Raw genomic sequence first — 18,446 nt, forward strand, 5'->3', positions numbered from 1 at the left:
CTGAGCGGTTTTCGGCTATTCATACCCTTTTACAGTACCCATGTATGGATGGCATGGGCAACGCCAGATTCGTCATTTGTTTTGGTGATGTATTTGGCGATTTTTTTGATTTCTGGATTTCCGTTTTCCATGACAACAGGGTTACCAACGACTTCTAGCATGGCGCGGTCATTTTCTTCGTCACCGATAGCCATGGTTTCATCTTTGGTCAATCCGAGTTTTTCAGCTAAGTGAGTGATGGCTGAACCTTTGTCCACATTCTTTTTAAGGAGTTCGAGGTAGAAAGGAGCAGATTTGTTGATGGAGTAGCGTTCGTAAAATTCTGCTGGGATTTTTTCAATAGCAGCATCGAGTATTTCTGGCTCATCGATGAACATACATTTGACGATTTCCTTGTTAGCCATTTCTTCAGGTGTGCGGTAGAAGATGGGCATGCTGACGAGGGTTGATTCGTGCACTGTATATTTTCCGATATTGCGATTTGCAGTGTAGATTCCATCCTTGGTAATGGCGTGCATGTGAACACCAAGCTTACGACTGAGAAATTCCATATCCAGATAGTCCTCATAAGTCAAGGATTCGCTGATAATCTCATGTCCTGTAGCGGTTTCTTGGACAAGGGCACCATTGAAAGTCACAACATAGTCACCCTCGTCTCTCAACTGCAAGTCGTCGAGAAGTTTGGCAACACCTGCGATAGGGCGGCCAGTTGCAATCACGACTTTGACACCAGCTTCTTTGGCATCTTGGATGGCAGAAAAGACTTCAGGAGTGATTTCCTTTTGGCTGTTGACTAGGGTTCCGTCAATATCGACGGCAATTAGTTTAATACTCATAAAATTCCTCTTCTAGTTTTTATTTGGGGTAAAATGATCGTTCTCAATCAAGTGTAAAAATTGCTGGGTAATGCTTGCGAAGATGCTGTTTTGGTCCAACATTTCTTTTGGAAAATAAAAGCGATTATCTCCGTGTCGACTGCCAGCAAGAGATTGGACGATAGGAGACAGGCTAGAGAGTTCGGCTAGTTCTCCATTTTTTTGTAAAATCTCAATCTGTGTTCGTGGATTTTCAGATTCGGGACGATAGATATCATAAGGGAGGTCGAAGTTCTTATGAATAGCAGTGTAGTAGTCCGGATCAAAGCCGATATCCTCAACTAATTTTCTCATGCTGGCGAGTTGGTCTTGATCCTCTTGTGAAAAGGTAATGGATTTAAAGACCTTGCGGTTGACAAAACGTTGCGACAAGTCTGCGAGAATCTTATCAGGACTGGTCATCCAGAGTTGGAAATAGGTATTCATGACACCATCATCTAGAGCCAGATAGTCAGATAAGGTCACATTTTTTTCAAAGAAAGGCAGGAGATGTGGAGAAGTTCGGGCAAAGAAGTCCTTGTCTTCAGGATAGAGTTCCTTGGCGCGCTTTAGAAGATTCTGTAGGAGAACTTCCATGGCGCGTGTTGCAGGGTGGAAATAAACCTGCATGTACATCTGGTAGCGACTGAGGACGTAGTCTTCGATGGCGTGCATGCCATTGCGCTGAAAGGCGATACCATTTGCGACAGGACGAATGACTCGGAGGATCCGAGTTAGGTCAAATTCCCCATAAGATGCTCCTGTAAAATAGGAGTCGCGCAAGAGATAGTCCATGCGGTCCGCATCAATCTGACTGGAAATGAGTTGCACGACCTGCTTGTTAGGGTAGGTATGGTCTATGACACTGGCTACCTTTTCTGGAAAATCTGGCGCTACTTGTAGTAGGACTTGGTGAATCTCCGTTTCAGGACTTTGGATAATCTCCTGAGTAATAGCTTCGTGGTCTGTATCAAAGAGATGTTCAAAAGTATGGGAGTAGGCACCATGTCCGAGGTCATGAAGGAGTGCAGCGGTCATGGTCAAGAGAGACTCAGCAGGATTCCATTCTTCAGGATATTTTTCTTCAAAAATCTCTGTGATACGTCGTGCAATTTCATAGACTCCTAGACAGTGAGAGAAGCGACTGTGTTCTCCACCGTGGAAGGTATAACTGGAAGTTCCCAGTTGCTTGATTCGACGCAAACGCTGAAATTCTTTTGTATTAATCAAGTCATAGATGATTTGATTATTGACATGGATGTAGTTGTGAACTGGGTCACGGAATACTTTTTCGTTCATATGACCATTATAGCAAAATCCTGCTCTTTTTGGTAAAATAGTAGGACAAGAGACAAGAAAGAGGACTTGATGTGAAGATTCGGATGCGAAATAGGATTCAGTTTGATGAGCAGTTGGAAGTGATTGACCAACTCTATGATGTGGAAGTGCATGAAAAAGGAGATTATAGCTACCTGCTTTTCTATAATGAGGAAAAGGAAAAAGTGGTTATTAAATTTCATGGTCAAGAACTGGTGATGAGCCGATTTTCTAATCCCAAGACCATTATGCGCTTTTTAAAGGATAGTGATAGTTTAGCCTATATTCCCACACCTACGGGCATGCAGGAGTTTATCATCCAAACGAGCCATTATCAAGTTGATGGGCAAAAGATTGAACTAGATTATCAACTACAAAATCAAGAGGGACATCCCTTTGCCAGCTATCAATTGGAAATTACTTGGTGCTAGTCTCTTGTTTTTTTCAAATTTTTGCTAGCTATCTTCTCGGATTAGCCTGCTAATGTGGTAGATTAGGCTAATTTTTGGTATAATAAAAGTTATGGAAATCGAAAAAACCAATCGTATGAATGCGCTCTTTGAATTTTATGCGGCGCTTTTGACAGATAAGCAAATGAATTATATAGAGCTCTACTATGCTGATGATTACAGCCTTGCTGAGATTGCCGAGGAGTTTGGTGTTAGTCGTCAGGCTGTCTATGACAATATCAAGCGGACAGAAAAGATTCTGGAAGATTATGAGATGAAATTGCACATGTACTCGGACTACATTGTCCGCAGTCAAATTTTTGACCAGATTTTGGAGCGCTATCCCAAGGATGACTTTCTGCAGGAGCAGATAGAAATTTTAACAAGCATTGATAATAGAGAATAAGAGGAAGAAAAATGGCATTTGAAAGTTTAACAGAACGTTTGCAGAACGTCTTTAAAAATCTACGTAAAAAAGGAAAAATCTCTGAATCTGATGTCCAAGAGGCAACCAAAGAAATTCGCTTGGCCTTGCTTGAGGCCGACGTTGCTTTGCCTGTTGTAAAGGACTTTATCAAGAAAGTTCGTGAGCGTGCAGTCGGACATGAAGTTATTGATACACTTAATCCTGCGCAACAGATTATCAAAATCGTTGATGAGGAATTGACAGCTGTTTTAGGTTCTGATACGGCAGAGATTATCAAGTCTCCTAAAATTCCGACAATTATCATGATGGTCGGTTTGCAGGGGGCTGGTAAAACAACTTTTGCAGGTAAATTGGCCAACAAACTCAAGAAAGAAGAAAATGCCCGTCCTTTGATGATTGCGGCGGATATTTACCGTCCTGCGGCTATTGACCAGTTGAAAACTCTGGGTCAACAAATCGATGTGCCTGTTTTTGCACTTGGAACAGAACTACCAGCTGTTGAGATTGTTCGTCAAGGTTTGGAACAAGCCCAAGCCAATCACAACGATTATGTCTTGATTGATACGGCAGGTCGTTTGCAGATTGATGAGCTTTTGATGAATGAACTTCGTGACGTAAAAGCATTGGCTCAACCAAACGAAATTCTCCTCGTGGTTGATGCTATGATTGGTCAAGAAGCGGCCAATGTTGCGCGTGAGTTTAATGCTCAGTTGGAAGTGACTGGGGTTATCCTTACCAAGATTGATGGAGATACTCGTGGTGGTGCGGCTCTATCTGTTCGTCACATTACCGGAAAACCAATCAAGTTCACTGGTACAGGTGAAAAGATTACGGACATTGAGACCTTCCACCCAGACCGCATGTCTAGCCGTATCCTTGGCATGGGGGATATGCTCACTCTGATTGAGAAAGCTTCTCAGGAATACGATGAGCAAAAAGCCCTTGAAATGGCTGAGAAGATGCGTGAAAACACCTTTGATTTCAATGATTTCATTGATCAGTTGGATCAGGTGCAAAACATGGGACCAATGGAAGACTTGCTCAAGATGATTCCAGGTATGGCTAACAATCCAGCCCTTCAAAACATGAAGGTGGATGAGCGTCAGATTGCGCGAAAACGTGCCATTGTGTCCTCCATGACACCTGAAGAACGTGAAAACCCAGATTTGTTAAATCCAAGCCGTCGCCGTCGTATCGCAGCTGGTTCTGGAAATACCTTTGTCGAAGTCAATAAATTTATCAAGGACTTTAACCAGGCTAAACAGCTCATGCAAGGTGTCATGTCTGGAGATATGAACAAAATGATGAAGCAAATGGGAATCAATCCAAACAACCTTCCTAAAAATATGCCAAATATGGGAGGAATGGATATGTCTGCCCTTGAAGGAATGATGGGACAAGGCGGTATGCCTGACCTGTCAGCTCTCGGAGGAGCAGGAATGCCAGATATGAGCCAAATGTTTGGTGGCGGACTCAAAGGTAAAATCGGTGAATTTGCTATGAAACAGTCCATGAAACGCATGGCGAATAAAATGAAGAAAGCAAAGAAGAAACGCAAGTAAGATAAGGGAAGGCCGCAGGGCTTTCCTTTTTTAGAAAGAAGAAAAATGAGCACTTCAGTAGTTGGAAATGCTCGTTTTTTGATGTATTTAGACTCTTAATCTTTATTTTCGTATGGTAAGATCAAGTTCAAGATGATTCCTGTCATAGCTGATAGGGCAGTTCCTGAAAGGGTAACTGGACCAAGTTTAAGGATAGCTCCTCCAAGCCCAAGGACTAACATAGCACTTGCGATGATTAGGTTACGCATTTGAGCGAAATCAACACGTTCTTTGATCAAGACTTTCAAACCGTTGCTGGCGATAACTCCGTAGAGAAGGATTGACATACCACCAAGTACAGCATTTGGAATGGTTGAAATCAAGGCAGTGAATTTACCAAGGAAGCTAAGGGCAATCGCGATGAAGGCAGCGTTACGGATAACTGAGACAGAAGCGATACGAGTCATACCGATAACCCCTGTATTTTCTCCGTAAGTTGTATTGGCTGGTCCACCAAGGAAGGCAGAAACAGAAGTTGCGATACCGTCACCAAGAAGAGTACGGTGAAGACCTGGTTCTTTCAAGAATTGACGGCCACAGATTTGACCCAAAACAGTATGGTCTCCGATATGTTCAGAAATTGTTACGATAGCGATTGGCAAGATAGCGATGGTTTCTGGACCAAAGTAAAGATTGTATTCTTTAAAGGCACCACCTGTGCTAAATGGCAAGTAGAAACCAGGAATCTCGAACCAGTTGGCTTTAAGAACTGGTGTAAAGTCAACCAAGCCAAGTGTTAGTGCGAAGAGGTAACCACCGATAATGGCAAAGAGGAATGGAATGATTCGTAGGAAGCCTTTTCCTTTTGTATTGATAAAGGCAGCAATCAAGAAAGTAACAACTGCTACAAGAGCATTTTTCCAATTCCCGTCAGCTACAAGACCAGCATTGGTAACAGCTGAACCTGCAAGTCCCAGACCGATAACGATAATCATAGGTCCGATGATGATTGGTGGCAAGAGTTTATCAATCCATTTTGTACCTGCAAAACGAACACCTGCAGCCACAAGGACATAGACCAAACCAGTCAAGATAACTCCTGTTTGAGCAGCAGATACATCACCACCCATTTCTTTCATAGCCAGTGACATTGCTGTGATAAAGGCAAAAGAAGAACCTAGATAAACTGGAACTTTAAATCCAGTTGAAATCATATAGATGAGTGTCCCGACACCTGAAGCAAAAAGGGCAACAGATACAGGCATTCCCAAAATCAAGGGTACCAAGATGGTCGCACCGAACATGGCGAAAACGTGTTGGAAACTAAGGAGAATTCCTTTTCCAGCCGAAGGACGTTGGTCAACGTCTAGTAACAAATCAACAGTTGATTCTTGTTTCATATAAACCTCACTTTTGGGCATCAAAAAAGAGCCCATTATTTTACAGCAATAGGCCCTCAGAGTAAGACTTCTCTAAAATCTAGACTTTAAAGAGTTTCAAGTATTTCTGCGTCTTCGTCACCTCACGGGATGACATTAAAAACCTTTGCTTGTGATAGTATAGCAAAAATTACAAACTTTGTAAATATTTTTATTTTAAAAAGATTAAAGCGGGCGTTTATTGGGCATGCCAGCCTTTCTTGGATATTTATTTGGTGTTTCTTTTTTCTTTTCTACCACTGTGATGTAGCGCGGATCTCCATTAGGTAGAGCGTAGCTGAGATTGTCTTCGACCTTACTAAAAAGGAGGTTGAGGGCATTCTTAGCTTCTAATAATTCCTCAGGCGCATTGCTGGCCTTGAGTGCCAATAGTTTTCCGCCAACTTTAAGGTAGGGAATAGTTAATTCAGATAGGACTTGCATACGGGCAACCGCACGAGCTGTTACAAAATCATATTGAGCACGGAAGTTTTTGTCTTGGGCCAAGTCTTCGGCACGTCCATGGTAGAAATGAACACCGTCCAAATCCAGTTCTTGAGCCAAGAGTTGGAGGAAGTTGATGCGCTTATTGAGCGAATCAATGATAGTCACATCAAGCTGAGGATAGAGAATTTTCATCGGCAGACTAGGAAATCCTGCCCCAGCACCGATGTCAAGAAGTTTGATAGTTTCATTGGGAATCAAGCCTTGCAGAATAGGTGCAATCGAATCGTAAAAATGTTTGAGATAAACTTCTTCCTTGTCTGTAATAGCTGTTAGATTAATCTTTTCATTCCACTCGACCAAGAGCTCAAAATAGCGTTCAAATTGTTTTTTTTGCTGGTCCGAAAGTGGAAGATATTGCTCGGAAAGCAAGTTGTAAAGTGTTTCTGGTTTCATAGTTATTTCCTTCTTTAGTATCATCTTATTTTACCATAATCATTAAAAATTTGATATACTGGTACTAATCTAAAAGTAGAAAGGACTTATATAATGACTTGGATTATTCTTGGAGTTATCGCTCTTATTGTTATTTTTGTAATTGTTAGCTATAACGGTTTGGTTAAGAATCGTATGCAAACAAAGGAGGCCTGGAGCCAAATTGATGTTCAGTTGAAACGTCGAAATGACCTTTTGCCAAACTTGATTGAAACTGTAAAAGGTTATGCCAAATATGAAGGTTCTACCCTTGAAAAGGTGGCAGAACTACGTAACCAAGTGGCGGCAGCGACTTCACCATCAGAAGCTATGAAAGCTAGTGATGCCCTTACTCGTCAAGTTTCAGGTATTTTTGCAGTTGCAGAAAGCTATCCAGATTTGAAAGCTAGTGCCAACTTTGTTAAATTGCAAGAGGAGTTGACAAACACAGAAAATAAAATTTCTTACTCTCGTCAACTCTACAACAGTGTTGTCAGCAACTATAATGTAAAATTAGAAACTTTCCCAAGTAATATCATCGCTGGAATGTTTGGATTTAAAGCAGCAGATTTCCTTCAAACACCAGAAGAGGAAAAGGCAGTTCCTAAAGTTGATTTTAGCGGTTTAGGTGACTAAGATGTTGTTTGATCAAATTGCAAGCAATAAACGAAAAACATGGATTTTGTTGCTGGTATTTTTCCTACTCTTAGCTCTTGTTGGCTATGCAGTTGGTTACCTCTTTATGCGATCTGGGCTTGGTGGTTTGGTTATCGCACTGATTATCGGCTTTATCTATGCCTTGTCTATGATTTTTCAATCGACAGAGATTGTCATGTCCATGAATGGAGCGCGTGAGGTGGATGAGCAAACGGCACCAGACCTCTACCATGTAGTAGAAGATATGGCTATGGTCGCTCAGATTCCTATGCCTCGTGTTTTCATCATTGATGATCCAGCCTTAAATGCCTTTGCGACAGGTTCTAACCCTCAAAATGCGGCGGTTGCTGCGACTTCAGGTCTCCTAGCTATCATGAATCGTGAAGAACTAGAAGCTGTTATGGGACATGAAGTCAGTCATATTCGTAATTACGATATCCGCATTTCGACTATTGCTGTTGCCCTGGCCAGTGCTATCACTATGCTTTCTAGTATGGCAGGTCGTATGATGTGGTGGGGTGGTGCAGGTCGCAGACGAAGTGACGATGACCGAGATGGAAATGGCTTAGAAATCATTATGCTAGTGCTCTCCCTACTTGCAATTGTGCTGGCACCTCTCGCTGCAACCTTGGTGCAACTAGCTATTTCTCGTCAGAGGGAATTTCTAGCTGATGCTTCCAGTGTCGAGTTGACTCGCAATCCTCAAGGGATGATTAATGCTCTACGTAAGTTGGATAATAGTAAACCGATGAGTCGCCCTGTCGATGATGCCAGCAGTGCACTTTATATCAATGATCCTAAGAAAGGTGGAGGGTTCCAAAAACTCTTTTATACCCACCCACCTATCTCAGAACGGATCGAACGTTTAAAACATATGTGAAATGAAGGCTGGGAAAAAGTCTTTAAAATCTTAAAAACGCATAATATCAGGTGTGCAAAAAACTTGATATTATGCGTTTTATTATGGGAAGATTTACTTCCTTTTCTCCTAAAATTGTGTTTTTGCCCCACCTATCTGCTATGTTGCAAATTTATAAATTGTCTAATTAACTACATCCAAACCGTGTTCTGTCAAGCGATAGATAGTCGAACAGACCTCTTTTAAGAAACGACGGTCATGCGAAACAGTGATGATACCGCCTGGATAGGTTGCAAAGAGTTTTCTAATTTGGGGTTGAGAAGTGGGAGAAAAGTTTCGTGTGGGTTCATCTAGCAGGAGAAAGTTTGGTTTGCGCAAGACTAAATCCAAAAGCAGGAGTTTACCCTGTTGTCCGCCAGATAAGGAGCGAATTTGATGCTGCATTTCTGGATAACTGAAATTGAGACTGGCTAAGTGAGATTGGATTTTCTGTAGTTCCTCTTTTTCCCCAGTTTTGCGGAGATAGGCTAGTGGTGATAAATCCAATTGCAGTTTTTTGTGGTAATCTTGTGGCATAAAACCAAGCGAAATTTCTCTTTTGGCGCTAAGCAGTTGTTGAAACTTGGCTAACAGAGTCGATTTTCCAATACCATTTGGGCCGATAATACCGATTTTTTCTTGGCCACGGACAGTTAGTCGTAGTTCTTGAACCAAAACTCGGTCGCCAATGGACAAATTTTCTTTTTCCAGTTGGATTAAAACTTTAGAAGCAGGTAATGGTTGGATGTCTGAGAAGAAAAGTTTGATTTCTTCCTCTTCAAGTGGCTTTTGGATCATGGACTGAGCTGTCTTTTCAAAGCGTTTTTCTTGAGAGAGAACATTTTTCATCTTTTTAGCCAATAGGCGACCGGCAGTACTATCTTTAGTAGCTCGAAGGGCAGTTTCTACATTTTGCTTGACGCGCCGATGCTTTTCCATGGTTTTGTTATAGGCTCTTTGGTCGTTAGCAGCCTGCTGACTTTGTTTGATAAAATTAGCCTTTCTCTGGTCGCTATAGCTATCATAGTCTAAATGCTCTACTAGTGTTTCTGCTTCTTTACGGTGCTTGACCAGTCGCAAGTGGACAATAGTATCAGCCGTTTCAGAAAGAAAGTCTTCATCATGGGAAATGAAAATAACAGTTTGCCTAATCTTTCGAATCTGACTTTTTAGCCAATCAACTGTCTCAAGGTCTAGGTCATTTGAAGGTTCATCTAAAAATAGAATCTCAAAGGGTTTGGCTAACTCATGGATGAGCTGAATTTTCAAAGCTTCGCCACCCGAGAGGCTCCCGATCTCTTGGTCACTAGCAAAGCGATCGCTATCAAAATGCAATTCCTCAGCTAAACGATAGAGGACACTGTAGTCTAAATCAATAGAATCTAAAAAGAAGTAGTCGTGTAGAGTTTTCTTTTTCAGCTTCTCGGGAAGTTTTTGAGGAATATAGGCCAGTGACTGATAGTCAGACTGGATGTCTCCCTTGATAGTGAAATCAGACAAAGTTTCCCCCATTAAAGTTTTAAGTAAGGTTGATTTGCCATTTCCTTCCTCTCCAATAATAGCTACTTTTTCCCCGTCTTGGATGGTCATGTTTAAGTCTGAGACAAGATCTCGTAAATCTTTGTTTTGTGTGATGGTCAGATGATTGATTTTTATCATATTGTTGCCCTTTCTAGAATGTCGATAGTGCATAACAAAAAGCTCTACTTTATCTAGTAGAGCCAAAGTTTATGTCAAAAAACTCTATTAATACTCTTCGAAAATCTCTTCAAACCACGTCAGCGTCGCCTTACCGTAGATATATGTAACTGACTTCGTCAGTCTTATCTACAACCTCAAAGCAGTGCTTTGAGCAACCTGCGACTAGCTTCCTAGTTTGCTCTTTGATTTTCATTGAGTATAAAATGCCAGAAAAAGAGCATAAAAGAGTACACAAAAAGAGACAAAAACAAGATCTACTAAATAAAGGTTCTTTATTTGATAGACTTAGTTGTTCATGTCTCCCTTACCTCCGAGTATTAGTATCTCTATACTATACCTTTCAGGATATTTTGTCAACAGAAAACTGACAATTCTAATCTCTAAAATCCGAAAACAGGTCCATAAAGAGTTAGTACGTGTTTGACATGCTCGTAATGGAACTTGTCATAGTTGCGCCAAGCGGTACGTGCTTGATCGTTTAGTTTTAGGCTACCAAGGCCTATCAGAAGACTGGTACGTTGGTAAAATTTCTCAAGGTCGATTAAAATACTGTTGTTCAACTTTTCCGCTTTTTTGAGCTCTTTTATAGTAGTGTTTAGCAGCTCTTGTAGTCGAGTATCATCTGCAGTACCCTGTTTGCAGCTTTGGAAACTTTTATTTAACTCGGATAGGAGTTGGGTTGCATTAGTAATGAGTTCTTTGTCTTCCATATGAGCATCCTCCTTGCTCTGATGTATTATTGCCTATAGTATAGCACTAAAAAACAAAAATGTCATAGTAAATATGTTAAAAAATCGAGTTTTAATTACAAAGTTTGCCGTGCTGATTTGTAGCCTTTTCATGGTATAATCAAGAGAGTAAATCTTTATGGAGGAAGTATGAAATTAAATATTCAAGAAATTCGTAAGCAGTCTGAAGGCTTGCATTTTGAACAAATGTTAGACCTAGCCGCCGACCTACGTGCACGTAATCAAGAAATTTTAGATGTAAAAGATATCCTTGCAGTTGGAAAAGTACAGTACGAAGACCGTATGTATTTCTTAGACTATCAGTTGTCTTATACCATTGTCCTTGCTTCAAGTCGTAGTATGGAGCCAGTTGAGTTAGTTGAATCTTATCCAGTAACGGAAGTTTTCATGGAAGGCGCAACTAACCAACTAGATCAGGAAGTTTTAGACGATGATTTGGTCTTGCCTATCGAAAATGGAGAACTTGATCTTGCTGAGAGCGTGTCAGACAATATCCTACTAAATATTCCTATTAAGGTCTTGACGGCTGAAGAAGAAGCTGGTCAAGGATTTGTTTCAGGAAATGACTGGCAAATCATGACAGAGGAAGAATACCAAGCTCAACAAGCAGTTAAGAAAGAAGAAAACAGTCCTTTTGCTGGCTTACAAGGACTATTTGACGGAGACGAATAATGGTCTTGTCAAAAAAACGAGCACGAAAAGTGCTGGAAGAAATAATTGCTCTGTTTCCAGATGCCAAGCCCAGTCTTGATTTTACCAATCATTTTGAACTACTAGTTGCGGTCATGTTGTCAGCTCAGACAACGGATGCAGCGGTAAATAAGGCTACACCAGGTCTCTTTGCTGCCTTTCCAACGCCACAAGCCATGTCTGTAGCGACAGAGAGTGAGATTGCTTCACACATTTCTCGCCTGGGACTGTATCGGAATAAGGCTAAATTCCTTAAAAAATGTGCCCAACAGTTACTAGATGATTTTGATGGCCAAGTTCCTCAAACACGTGAGGAATTGGAAAGTCTTGCAGGAGTTGGTCGCAAGACAGCCAATGTTGTCATGAGTGTGGGCTTTGGGATTCCAGCCTTTGCAGTGGATACTCATGTGGAGCGTATCTGCAAACACCACGATATTGTCAAAAAATCAGCGACACCGCTTGAGGTGGAAAAGCGGGTCATGGATATCTTGCCACCGGAGCAGTGGTTAGCTGCCCATCAGGCCATGATTTATTTTGGAAGAGCCATTTGCCATCCTAAAAATCCAGAGTGTGACCAGTACCCACAGTTATATGACTTTAGCAATTTATAAGCAATTTATAAGATGGGGTTTCAAAAGTTTTTGCTTGATTTTAAGCATGCTTTGTGCTATAGTATTTGATAACTAAATATTCCTTTAAACCTGTCCCGTGAGGCAGGCAAGGAGAACGATTAAGTAGTAGGGTGAAGTCTATACTGTTTGCAGTAGGGCTCGCTTGGCTATACATTTCAAGTCTCCTTGTTTAAGGAGACTTTTCTTTTTGGAGGTTTGTCATGAAGGCAAAAGAAGTTGTAGACGAATTGACCGTCAAACGAGCGATTACGCGTATTACTTATGAGATTATCGAACGCAACAAAGATTTGAATAAAATCGTCTTGGCTGGTATTAAAACGCGTGGTGTCTTTATCGCCCACCGAATCCAAGAACGTTTGGAGCAACTAGAAAATCTTTCAGTTCCTGTTGTGGAATTGGATACCAAACCTTTCCGTGACGATGTTAAAAGTGGAGAAGATACTTCTTTAGTTTCTGTTGATGTGACAGACCGTGAAGTTATCTTGGTGGACGATGTACTTTATACAGGCCGTACCATCCGCGCTGCTATTGATAATATTGTCGGTCATGGTCGTCCTGCGCGCGTGAGTTTAGCAGTTCTAGTTGATCGTGGACATAGAGAATTGCCAATCCGTCCAGATTACGTTGGAAAAAATATCCCAACTAGTCGTTCTGAAGAAATCATCGTAGAGATGGCAGAACTTGATGGCCAAGACAGAGTTCTGATTACTGAAGAAGCTTAGAAAGCTAAAGGAGTAGCCATGTCAGAAAATCAACAAGCATTGAACCATGTGGTGTCCATGGAAGATCTCACTGTCGATCAAGTGATGAAATTGATCAAGCGAGGAATTGAGTTTAAAAACGGAGCTCAGCTTCCTTATGAAGACCATCCGATTGTTTCCAATCTTTTCTTTGAGGATTCTACACGGACGCATAAGTCCTTTGAAGTGGCAGAGATTAAATTGGGATTGGAACGACTTGACTTTGATGTGAAGACTAGTTCGGTCAATAAGGGTGAAACACTTTATGATACTATCCTGACCCTATCTGCACTAGGAGTGGATGTCTGTGTGATTCGCCACCCAGAGGTTGACTACTACAGAGAGTTGATTGCTAGTCCGACGATTACGACTTCCATTATCAATGGTGGAGATGGTTCGGGACAACACCCTAGCCAAAGCTTGCTGGATTTGATGACTATTTATGAGGAATTTGGTCACTTTGAGGGGCTCAAGGTTGCGATTGCAGGTGACTTGGACCACTCACGCGTTGCCAAATCTAATATGCAGATTTTGAAACGCTTGGGAGCTGAACTTTACTTTGCTGGACCTGAGGAATGGAGAAGTCAAGAGTTTGCAGACTATGGGCAGTTTGTAACTATTGATGAAATCATTGATCAGGTGGATGTCATGATGTTTCTCCGTGTGCAACATGAACGCCATGATAGTGGTGCAGTCTTTTCAAAAGAAGACTACCATGCCCAACATGGCTTGACTAAAGAACGTTATGACCGTTTGAAAGAAACAGCAATCCTTATGCACCCAGCTCCAGTCAATCGTGATGTAGAAATCGCAGACCACTTGGTTGAAGCACCAAAATCAAGGATTGTCCAACAAATGACCAATGGTGTCTTTGTTCGAATGGCAATCTTAGAATCCGTACTGGCGAGTAGAAACGCCAACTAAAACACAAGACGTTAAAAGACGCCAGTGAGCGTCCACGAGAGGTGAAAATATGACAAAAAGACTTCTAGTATTAGAAGATGGCACAGTATTTGAAGGCAAGGCCTTCGGAGCAGATATTGATGTAACAGGCGAAATCGTCTTTAATACAGGGATGACCGGCTATCAAGAATCCATCACAGACCAGTCTTATAATGGACAAATCTTGACCTTTACTTATCCTTTGGTAGGAAATTATGGAATTAACCGTGATGATTACGAATCCATTATTCCAACTTGTAAGGGAGTTGTTGTTTTTGAAGAAGCGCGTCGAGCTAGCAACTGGCGAAATCAAATGACGCTGGATGAATTTTTGAAAGCCAAGAAAATTCCAGGTATTTCAGGAATTGATACGCGTGCTCTTACCAAGATTATCCGTAAGCATGGTACTATGCGTGCAACCTTGACCCATGTTGGGGACAGTATGGACCATGTGACGGATCAGCTCCAAGCAACAGTTTTGCCGACAGACAATATCAAGCAGGTTTCTACTAAAACTTCATATCCAGCTCCAGGAGTTGGTTTGAGTGTAGTGCTAGTGGATTTTGGTCTCAAGCACTCAATCCTACGTGAACTTTCTAAACGCAACTGTAACGTGACGGTTGTTCCTTATTCGACAACGGCTGAAGAAATTCTCCATCTCAACCCTGACGGAGTTATGTTGTCAAATGGTCCAGGTAACCCAGAAGATGTTCCACAGGCACTGGATATGATTCGCGGTGTGCAAGGAAAAATTCCAATCTTTGGTATTTGTATGGGGCACCAACTCTTTGCAATGGCAAACGGTGCTAAGACCTACAAGATGAAATTTGGTCACCGTGGATTTAACCACGCTGTACGTGAAATCGCAACAGGACGAGTAGACTTTACTAGCCAGAACCATGGTTATGCAGTTAGCCGTGAGGACTTGCCAGAACACTTGATTATTACCCACGAAGAAATCAATGACAAGTCAGTTGAAGGTGTGCGTCACAGATACCAACCTGCTTTCTCTGTTCAATACCACCCAGACGCAGCCCCTGGTCCACACGACGCAAGCTACCTATTCGACGAGTTTATCGAGATGATGGAAGCTTTTAAACAATCAAACTAAGAACGAGTAAAAGCTCGTCGAAGAATTTATTTAATGGCAACCTGAGAGTTGCCGAATAGAAAGGAGAAGATACATTGTTCGCGGAAGTGAACACGCCCTAAGAACTGTGTGAAAAAGATAAACATCGTCTTGACGCTGAAGGTGTCTGCACCGAGTTTCCTATTTTCACTGTGTTCTTTACGGGCTTTGTATCATAAACTATGCCTAAACGTACTGATATTCAAAAAATTATGGTGATTGGTTCTGGTCCGATTATTATTGGTCAGGCTGCTGAGTTTGACTATGCTGGAACCCAGGCTTGCTTGTCGTTGAAAGAGGAAGGTTATGAGGTTGTCTTGGTTAACTCAAATCCTGCAACCATCATGACGGATAAGGAAATTGCTGATAAGGTTTATATTGAACCGATTACACTTGAGTTTGTGACACGTATTCTTCGTAAGGAACGTCCAGATGCCTTGCTACCAACACTCGGTGGGCAAACTGGTCTTAATATGGCCATGGAATTATCTAAAAATGGTATCCTTGATGAGCTTGGTGTTGAGCTTCTGGGAACTAAATTATCTGCCATCGACCAAGCGGAGGACCGTGACCTCTTTAAACAATTGATGGAAGAGCTCAACCAACCAATTCCAGAATCTGAAATTGTAAACACTGTTGAAGAAGCTGTTGCCTTTGCAGCGACAATTGGTTACCCAGTCATCGTTCGTCCAGCCTTTACTCTTGGTGGTACTGGTGGTGGTATGTGTGCCAATGAGGAAGAATTGCGTGAAATCGCTGAAAATGGGTTGAAATTATCACCTGTTACCCAATGTTTGATTGAGCGTTCAATTGCAGGTTTCAAGGAAATTGAGTACGAAGTGATGCGTGACTCAGCTGACAATGCTTTGGTTGTTTGTAACATGGAAAACTTTGATCCAGTCGGAATTCACACAGGGGATTCCATTGTATTTGCCCCTGCGCAAACCATGTCAGACTATGAAAACCAAATGCTTCGTGACGCTAGCTTGAGCATCATTCGAGCCCTCAAGATTGAAGGTGGATGTAACGTTCAGCTAGCCCTTGATCCACATAGCTTCAAATACTATGTCATCGAAGTAAACCCTCGTGTATCGCGTTCGTCAGCCCTTGCTTCTAAGGCGACAGGTTACCCAATTGCCAAATTGGCTGCTAAGATTGCCGTCGGTTTGACCTTGGATGAGGTTATTAACCCAGTCACGGGTTCAACCTATGCCATGTTTGAGCCAGCCCTCGACTACGTGGTTGCCAAGATTCCACGTTTCCCATTTGACAAGTTTGAAAAAGGGGAGCGTCGTCTGGGTACACAAATGAAGGCCACTGGAGAAGTCATGGCAATCGGTCGAAACATCGAAGAATCTCTCCTTAAGGCCTGTCGCTCCCTTGAAATTGGGGTGCACCACAATGAAATGCCTGAACTTGCCAGTGTTTCAGATGATGACTTGATTGAAAAAGTAGTCAAAGCCCAAGACGATCGTCTTTTCTATGTATCAGAAGCAATTCGTCGTGGCTACACACCAGAAGAAATTGCAGAGCTTACAAAAATTGATATTTTTTATCTGGATAAACTCTTGCATATCTTTGAAATTGAGCAGGAGTTGGGCGCACATCCTCAGGATGTCGATGTCCTGAAAACAGCTAAACTAAATGGATTTTCAGACCGTAAGGTTGCTGAACTCTGGGAAACGACAGCTGACCAAGTTCGCCAACTTCGTTTGGAAAACAAGATTGTTCCTGTTTATAAGATGGTAGATACTTGTGCGGCAGAATTTGACTCTGAAACACCATACTTCTATTCAACCTATGGTTGGGAAAACGAGTCTATCAAGTCTGATAAGGAATCCGTTCTAGTTCTAGGTTCTGGTCCAATCCGTATCGGTCAAGGGGTCGAGTTTGACTACGCAACTGTTCATTCAGTTAAGGCTATTCAGGCGGCTGGCTATGAAGCCATCATCATGAATTCAAACCCAGAGACCGTTTCTACAGACTTCTCTGTATCAGATAAGCTTTACTTTGAGCCATTGACATTTGAAGATGTTATGAACGTCATTGACTTGGAGCAACCAAAAGGTGTTATTGTTCAGTTCGGTGGTCAAACAGCTATCAACCTAGCTGAACCATTGGCTAAAGCAGGTGTGACTATTCTTGGTACGCAAGTAGCTGACCTAGACCGTGCGGAAGACCGTGACCTCTTCGAGCAAGCTCTAAAAGATTTGGATATTCCACAGCCACCAGGACAAACGGCTACCAATGAAGAAGAAGCAGTTCTTGCAGCTCGCAAGATTGGCTTCCCAGTTCTTGTCCGCCCATCTTATGTACTTGGTGGACGTGCCATGGAAATCGTTGAAAACGAAGAAGACCTTCGCTCTTATATGCGTACTGCGGTTAAGGCAAGTCCAGACCACCCTGTTCTTGTTGACTCTTATATCGTCGGACAAGAGTGTGAAGTCGATGCCATTTCAGACGGACAAAATGTCCTCATCCCAGGTATCATGGAGCATATTGAACGTGCTGGTGTCCACTCAGGTGACTCAATGGCCGTTTACCCACCACAAACCTTGTCGCAAAAGGTGCAAGAAACAATCGCAGACTATACTAAACGCCTAGCAATCGGTCTTAACTGCCTTGGAATGATGAACATCCAGTTTGTCATCAAGGATGAAAAAGTCTATGTTATTGAGGTCAATCCACGTGCTAGCCGTACGGTGCCATTCCTTTCTAAGGTAACCAATATCCCTATGGCTCAAGTAGCAACCAAGCTCATTCTGGGGCAAAAACTTGAAGAACTTGGCTACCAAGATGGACTTTACCCTGAAAGTACCCGCGTTCATATCAAGGCACCTGTCTTCTCCTTTACGAAACTAGCTAAGGTAGACAGCTTACTTGGTCCTGAAATGAAGTCAACAGGGGAAGTTATGGGTTCTGATACGACTTTGGAAAAAGCTCTCTATAAGGCCTTTGAAGCTTCTTACTTACACTTGCCAACTTTTGGTAACGTTGTATTTACTATCGCTGATGATGCCAAAGAAGAAGCTTTGGACTTGGCTCATCGTTTCCAAAATATTGGCTATGGAATCCTCGCGACAGAAGGGACAGCAGCCTTCTTTGCCAGTCATGGATTACAAGCCCAACCTGTTGGTAAGATTGGTGATGACGATAAGGATATTCCAAGCTTTGTTCGTAAAGGAAGAATTCAAGCTATCATTAACACAGTAGGAACAAAACGAACTGCTGACGAAGATGGAGAGCAGATTCGCCGTTCAGCTATTGAACACGGAGTGCCCCTCTTCACAGCCCTAGATACAGCTAACGCCATGCTTAAAGTATTGGAAAGCCGTAGTTTTGTCACAGAAGCAATTTAAATAGAAAAAAGAGAAGGTGTAACAA

General features: G+C 42.1%; 17 protein-coding genes. 11 read left to right on the forward strand and 6 right to left on the reverse strand.

What is annotated here, in order from left to right:
- Positions 1-29: 29 nt before the first annotated feature.
- Complete coding sequence (yidA, locus tag L0P31_RS05635; protein WP_049502232.1) at positions 30-836, reverse strand: sugar-phosphatase; 807 nt, start codon at positions 834-836, stop codon at positions 30-32.
- A 12-nt stretch (positions 837-848) separates the two neighbouring features.
- Positions 849-2,153, reverse strand: coding sequence for an HD domain-containing protein (locus L0P31_RS05640; protein WP_001003487.1), 1,305 nt, complete (start codon positions 2,151-2,153; stop codon positions 849-851).
- A 71-nt stretch (positions 2,154-2,224) separates the two neighbouring features.
- Here L0P31_RS05640 and L0P31_RS05645 point away from each other — a divergent pair, with 71 nt between their 5' ends.
- The 3 genes from L0P31_RS05645 (at position 2,225) to ffh (ending at position 4,609) form a co-directional block, all read left to right on the forward strand.
- Positions 2,225-2,602: a YwiB family protein gene (locus L0P31_RS05645; protein WP_080673739.1), complete on the forward strand. Its 378-nt coding sequence runs from the start codon at positions 2,225-2,227 to the stop codon at positions 2,600-2,602.
- Positions 2,603-2,693: 91 nt separating this feature from the next.
- Positions 2,694-3,026, forward strand: a complete 333-nt coding sequence (locus L0P31_RS05650; protein ID WP_000402066.1) for a putative DNA-binding protein — start codon at positions 2,694-2,696, stop codon at positions 3,024-3,026.
- 11 nt (positions 3,027-3,037) lie between these two features.
- Positions 3,038-4,609: a signal recognition particle protein gene (ffh, locus tag L0P31_RS05655; RefSeq protein ID WP_238096135.1), complete on the forward strand. Its 1,572-nt coding sequence runs from the start codon at positions 3,038-3,040 to the stop codon at positions 4,607-4,609.
- 95 nt (positions 4,610-4,704) lie between these two features.
- Here ffh and L0P31_RS05660 read toward each other — a convergent pair whose 3' ends face one another.
- Both L0P31_RS05660 and rsmG read right to left on the reverse strand, forming a co-directional pair.
- Entirely contained in the window at positions 4,705-5,988 is a 1,284-nt protein-coding gene (locus L0P31_RS05660; protein ID WP_060628761.1) for a uracil-xanthine permease family protein, read from the reverse strand.
- Positions 5,989-6,192: 204 nt separating this feature from the next.
- Positions 6,193-6,906, reverse strand: coding sequence for a 16S rRNA (guanine(527)-N(7))-methyltransferase RsmG (rsmG, locus tag L0P31_RS05665; RefSeq protein ID WP_049546836.1), 714 nt, complete (start codon positions 6,904-6,906; stop codon positions 6,193-6,195).
- 93 nt (positions 6,907-6,999) lie between these two features.
- On the opposite strand from rsmG, the gene L0P31_RS05670 reads away from it, so the two are divergent.
- The gene (locus tag L0P31_RS05670) at positions 7,000-7,560 is read left to right on the forward strand and encodes a LemA family protein (protein ID WP_050234186.1); all 561 of its coding nucleotides are present in this window, start codon (positions 7,000-7,002) and stop codon (positions 7,558-7,560) included.
- 1 nt (position 7,561) lies between these two features.
- The gene (gene htpX, locus L0P31_RS05675; RefSeq protein WP_050246543.1) at positions 7,562-8,461 is read left to right on the forward strand and encodes a zinc metalloprotease HtpX; all 900 of its coding nucleotides are present in this window, start codon (positions 7,562-7,564) and stop codon (positions 8,459-8,461) included.
- Between the two features lie 162 nt (positions 8,462-8,623).
- Here htpX and L0P31_RS05680 read toward each other — a convergent pair whose 3' ends face one another.
- Positions 8,624-10,171 carry an ATP-binding cassette domain-containing protein gene (locus L0P31_RS05680; protein WP_238096137.1) on the reverse strand — a complete coding sequence of 516 codons (1,548 nt, stop codon included), beginning with the start codon at positions 10,169-10,171 and terminating at the stop codon, positions 8,624-8,626.
- Positions 10,172-10,560: 389 nt separating this feature from the next.
- Positions 10,561-10,890 carry a hypothetical protein gene (locus tag L0P31_RS05685; RefSeq protein ID WP_049546492.1) on the reverse strand — a complete coding sequence of 110 codons (330 nt, stop codon included), beginning with the start codon at positions 10,888-10,890 and terminating at the stop codon, positions 10,561-10,563.
- A gap of 168 nt (positions 10,891-11,058) precedes the next feature.
- On the opposite strand from L0P31_RS05685, the gene L0P31_RS05690 reads away from it, so the two are divergent.
- From L0P31_RS05690 to carB, 6 genes are all read left to right on the forward strand, one after another.
- Positions 11,059-11,601, forward strand: a complete 543-nt coding sequence (locus L0P31_RS05690; RefSeq protein ID WP_049546493.1) for a YceD family protein — start codon at positions 11,059-11,061, stop codon at positions 11,599-11,601.
- Positions 11,601-12,230 carry an endonuclease III gene (gene nth, locus L0P31_RS05695; protein ID WP_000244443.1) on the forward strand — a complete coding sequence of 210 codons (630 nt, stop codon included), beginning with the start codon at positions 11,601-11,603 and terminating at the stop codon, positions 12,228-12,230. Before L0P31_RS05690 ends, nth begins: the two co-directional genes overlap by 1 nt.
- 221 nt (positions 12,231-12,451) lie before the next feature.
- Positions 12,452-12,973 (forward strand): bifunctional pyr operon transcriptional regulator/uracil phosphoribosyltransferase PyrR, encoded by a 522-nt coding sequence (gene pyrR, locus L0P31_RS05700; RefSeq protein WP_000644747.1) that lies wholly within the window; start codon positions 12,452-12,454, stop codon positions 12,971-12,973.
- A gap of 18 nt (positions 12,974-12,991) precedes the next feature.
- Positions 12,992-13,915 (forward strand): aspartate carbamoyltransferase catalytic subunit, encoded by a 924-nt coding sequence (locus L0P31_RS05705; RefSeq protein ID WP_238096139.1) that lies wholly within the window; start codon positions 12,992-12,994, stop codon positions 13,913-13,915.
- 49 nt (positions 13,916-13,964) lie between these two features.
- The gene (locus L0P31_RS05710; protein WP_000166853.1) at positions 13,965-15,044 is read left to right on the forward strand and encodes a carbamoyl phosphate synthase small subunit; all 1,080 of its coding nucleotides are present in this window, start codon (positions 13,965-13,967) and stop codon (positions 15,042-15,044) included.
- 200 nt (positions 15,045-15,244) lie between these two features.
- Complete coding sequence (gene carB, locus L0P31_RS05715) at positions 15,245-18,421, forward strand: carbamoyl-phosphate synthase large subunit (protein WP_223330732.1); 3,177 nt, start codon at positions 15,245-15,247, stop codon at positions 18,419-18,421.
- The last annotated feature ends 25 nt before the right edge of the window (positions 18,422-18,446 follow it).

Origin of the sequence: Streptococcus mitis, from assembly GCF_022137125.1 — a bacterium.
Lineage (GTDB): Bacteria > Bacillota > Bacilli > Lactobacillales > Streptococcaceae > Streptococcus > Streptococcus mitis_CE.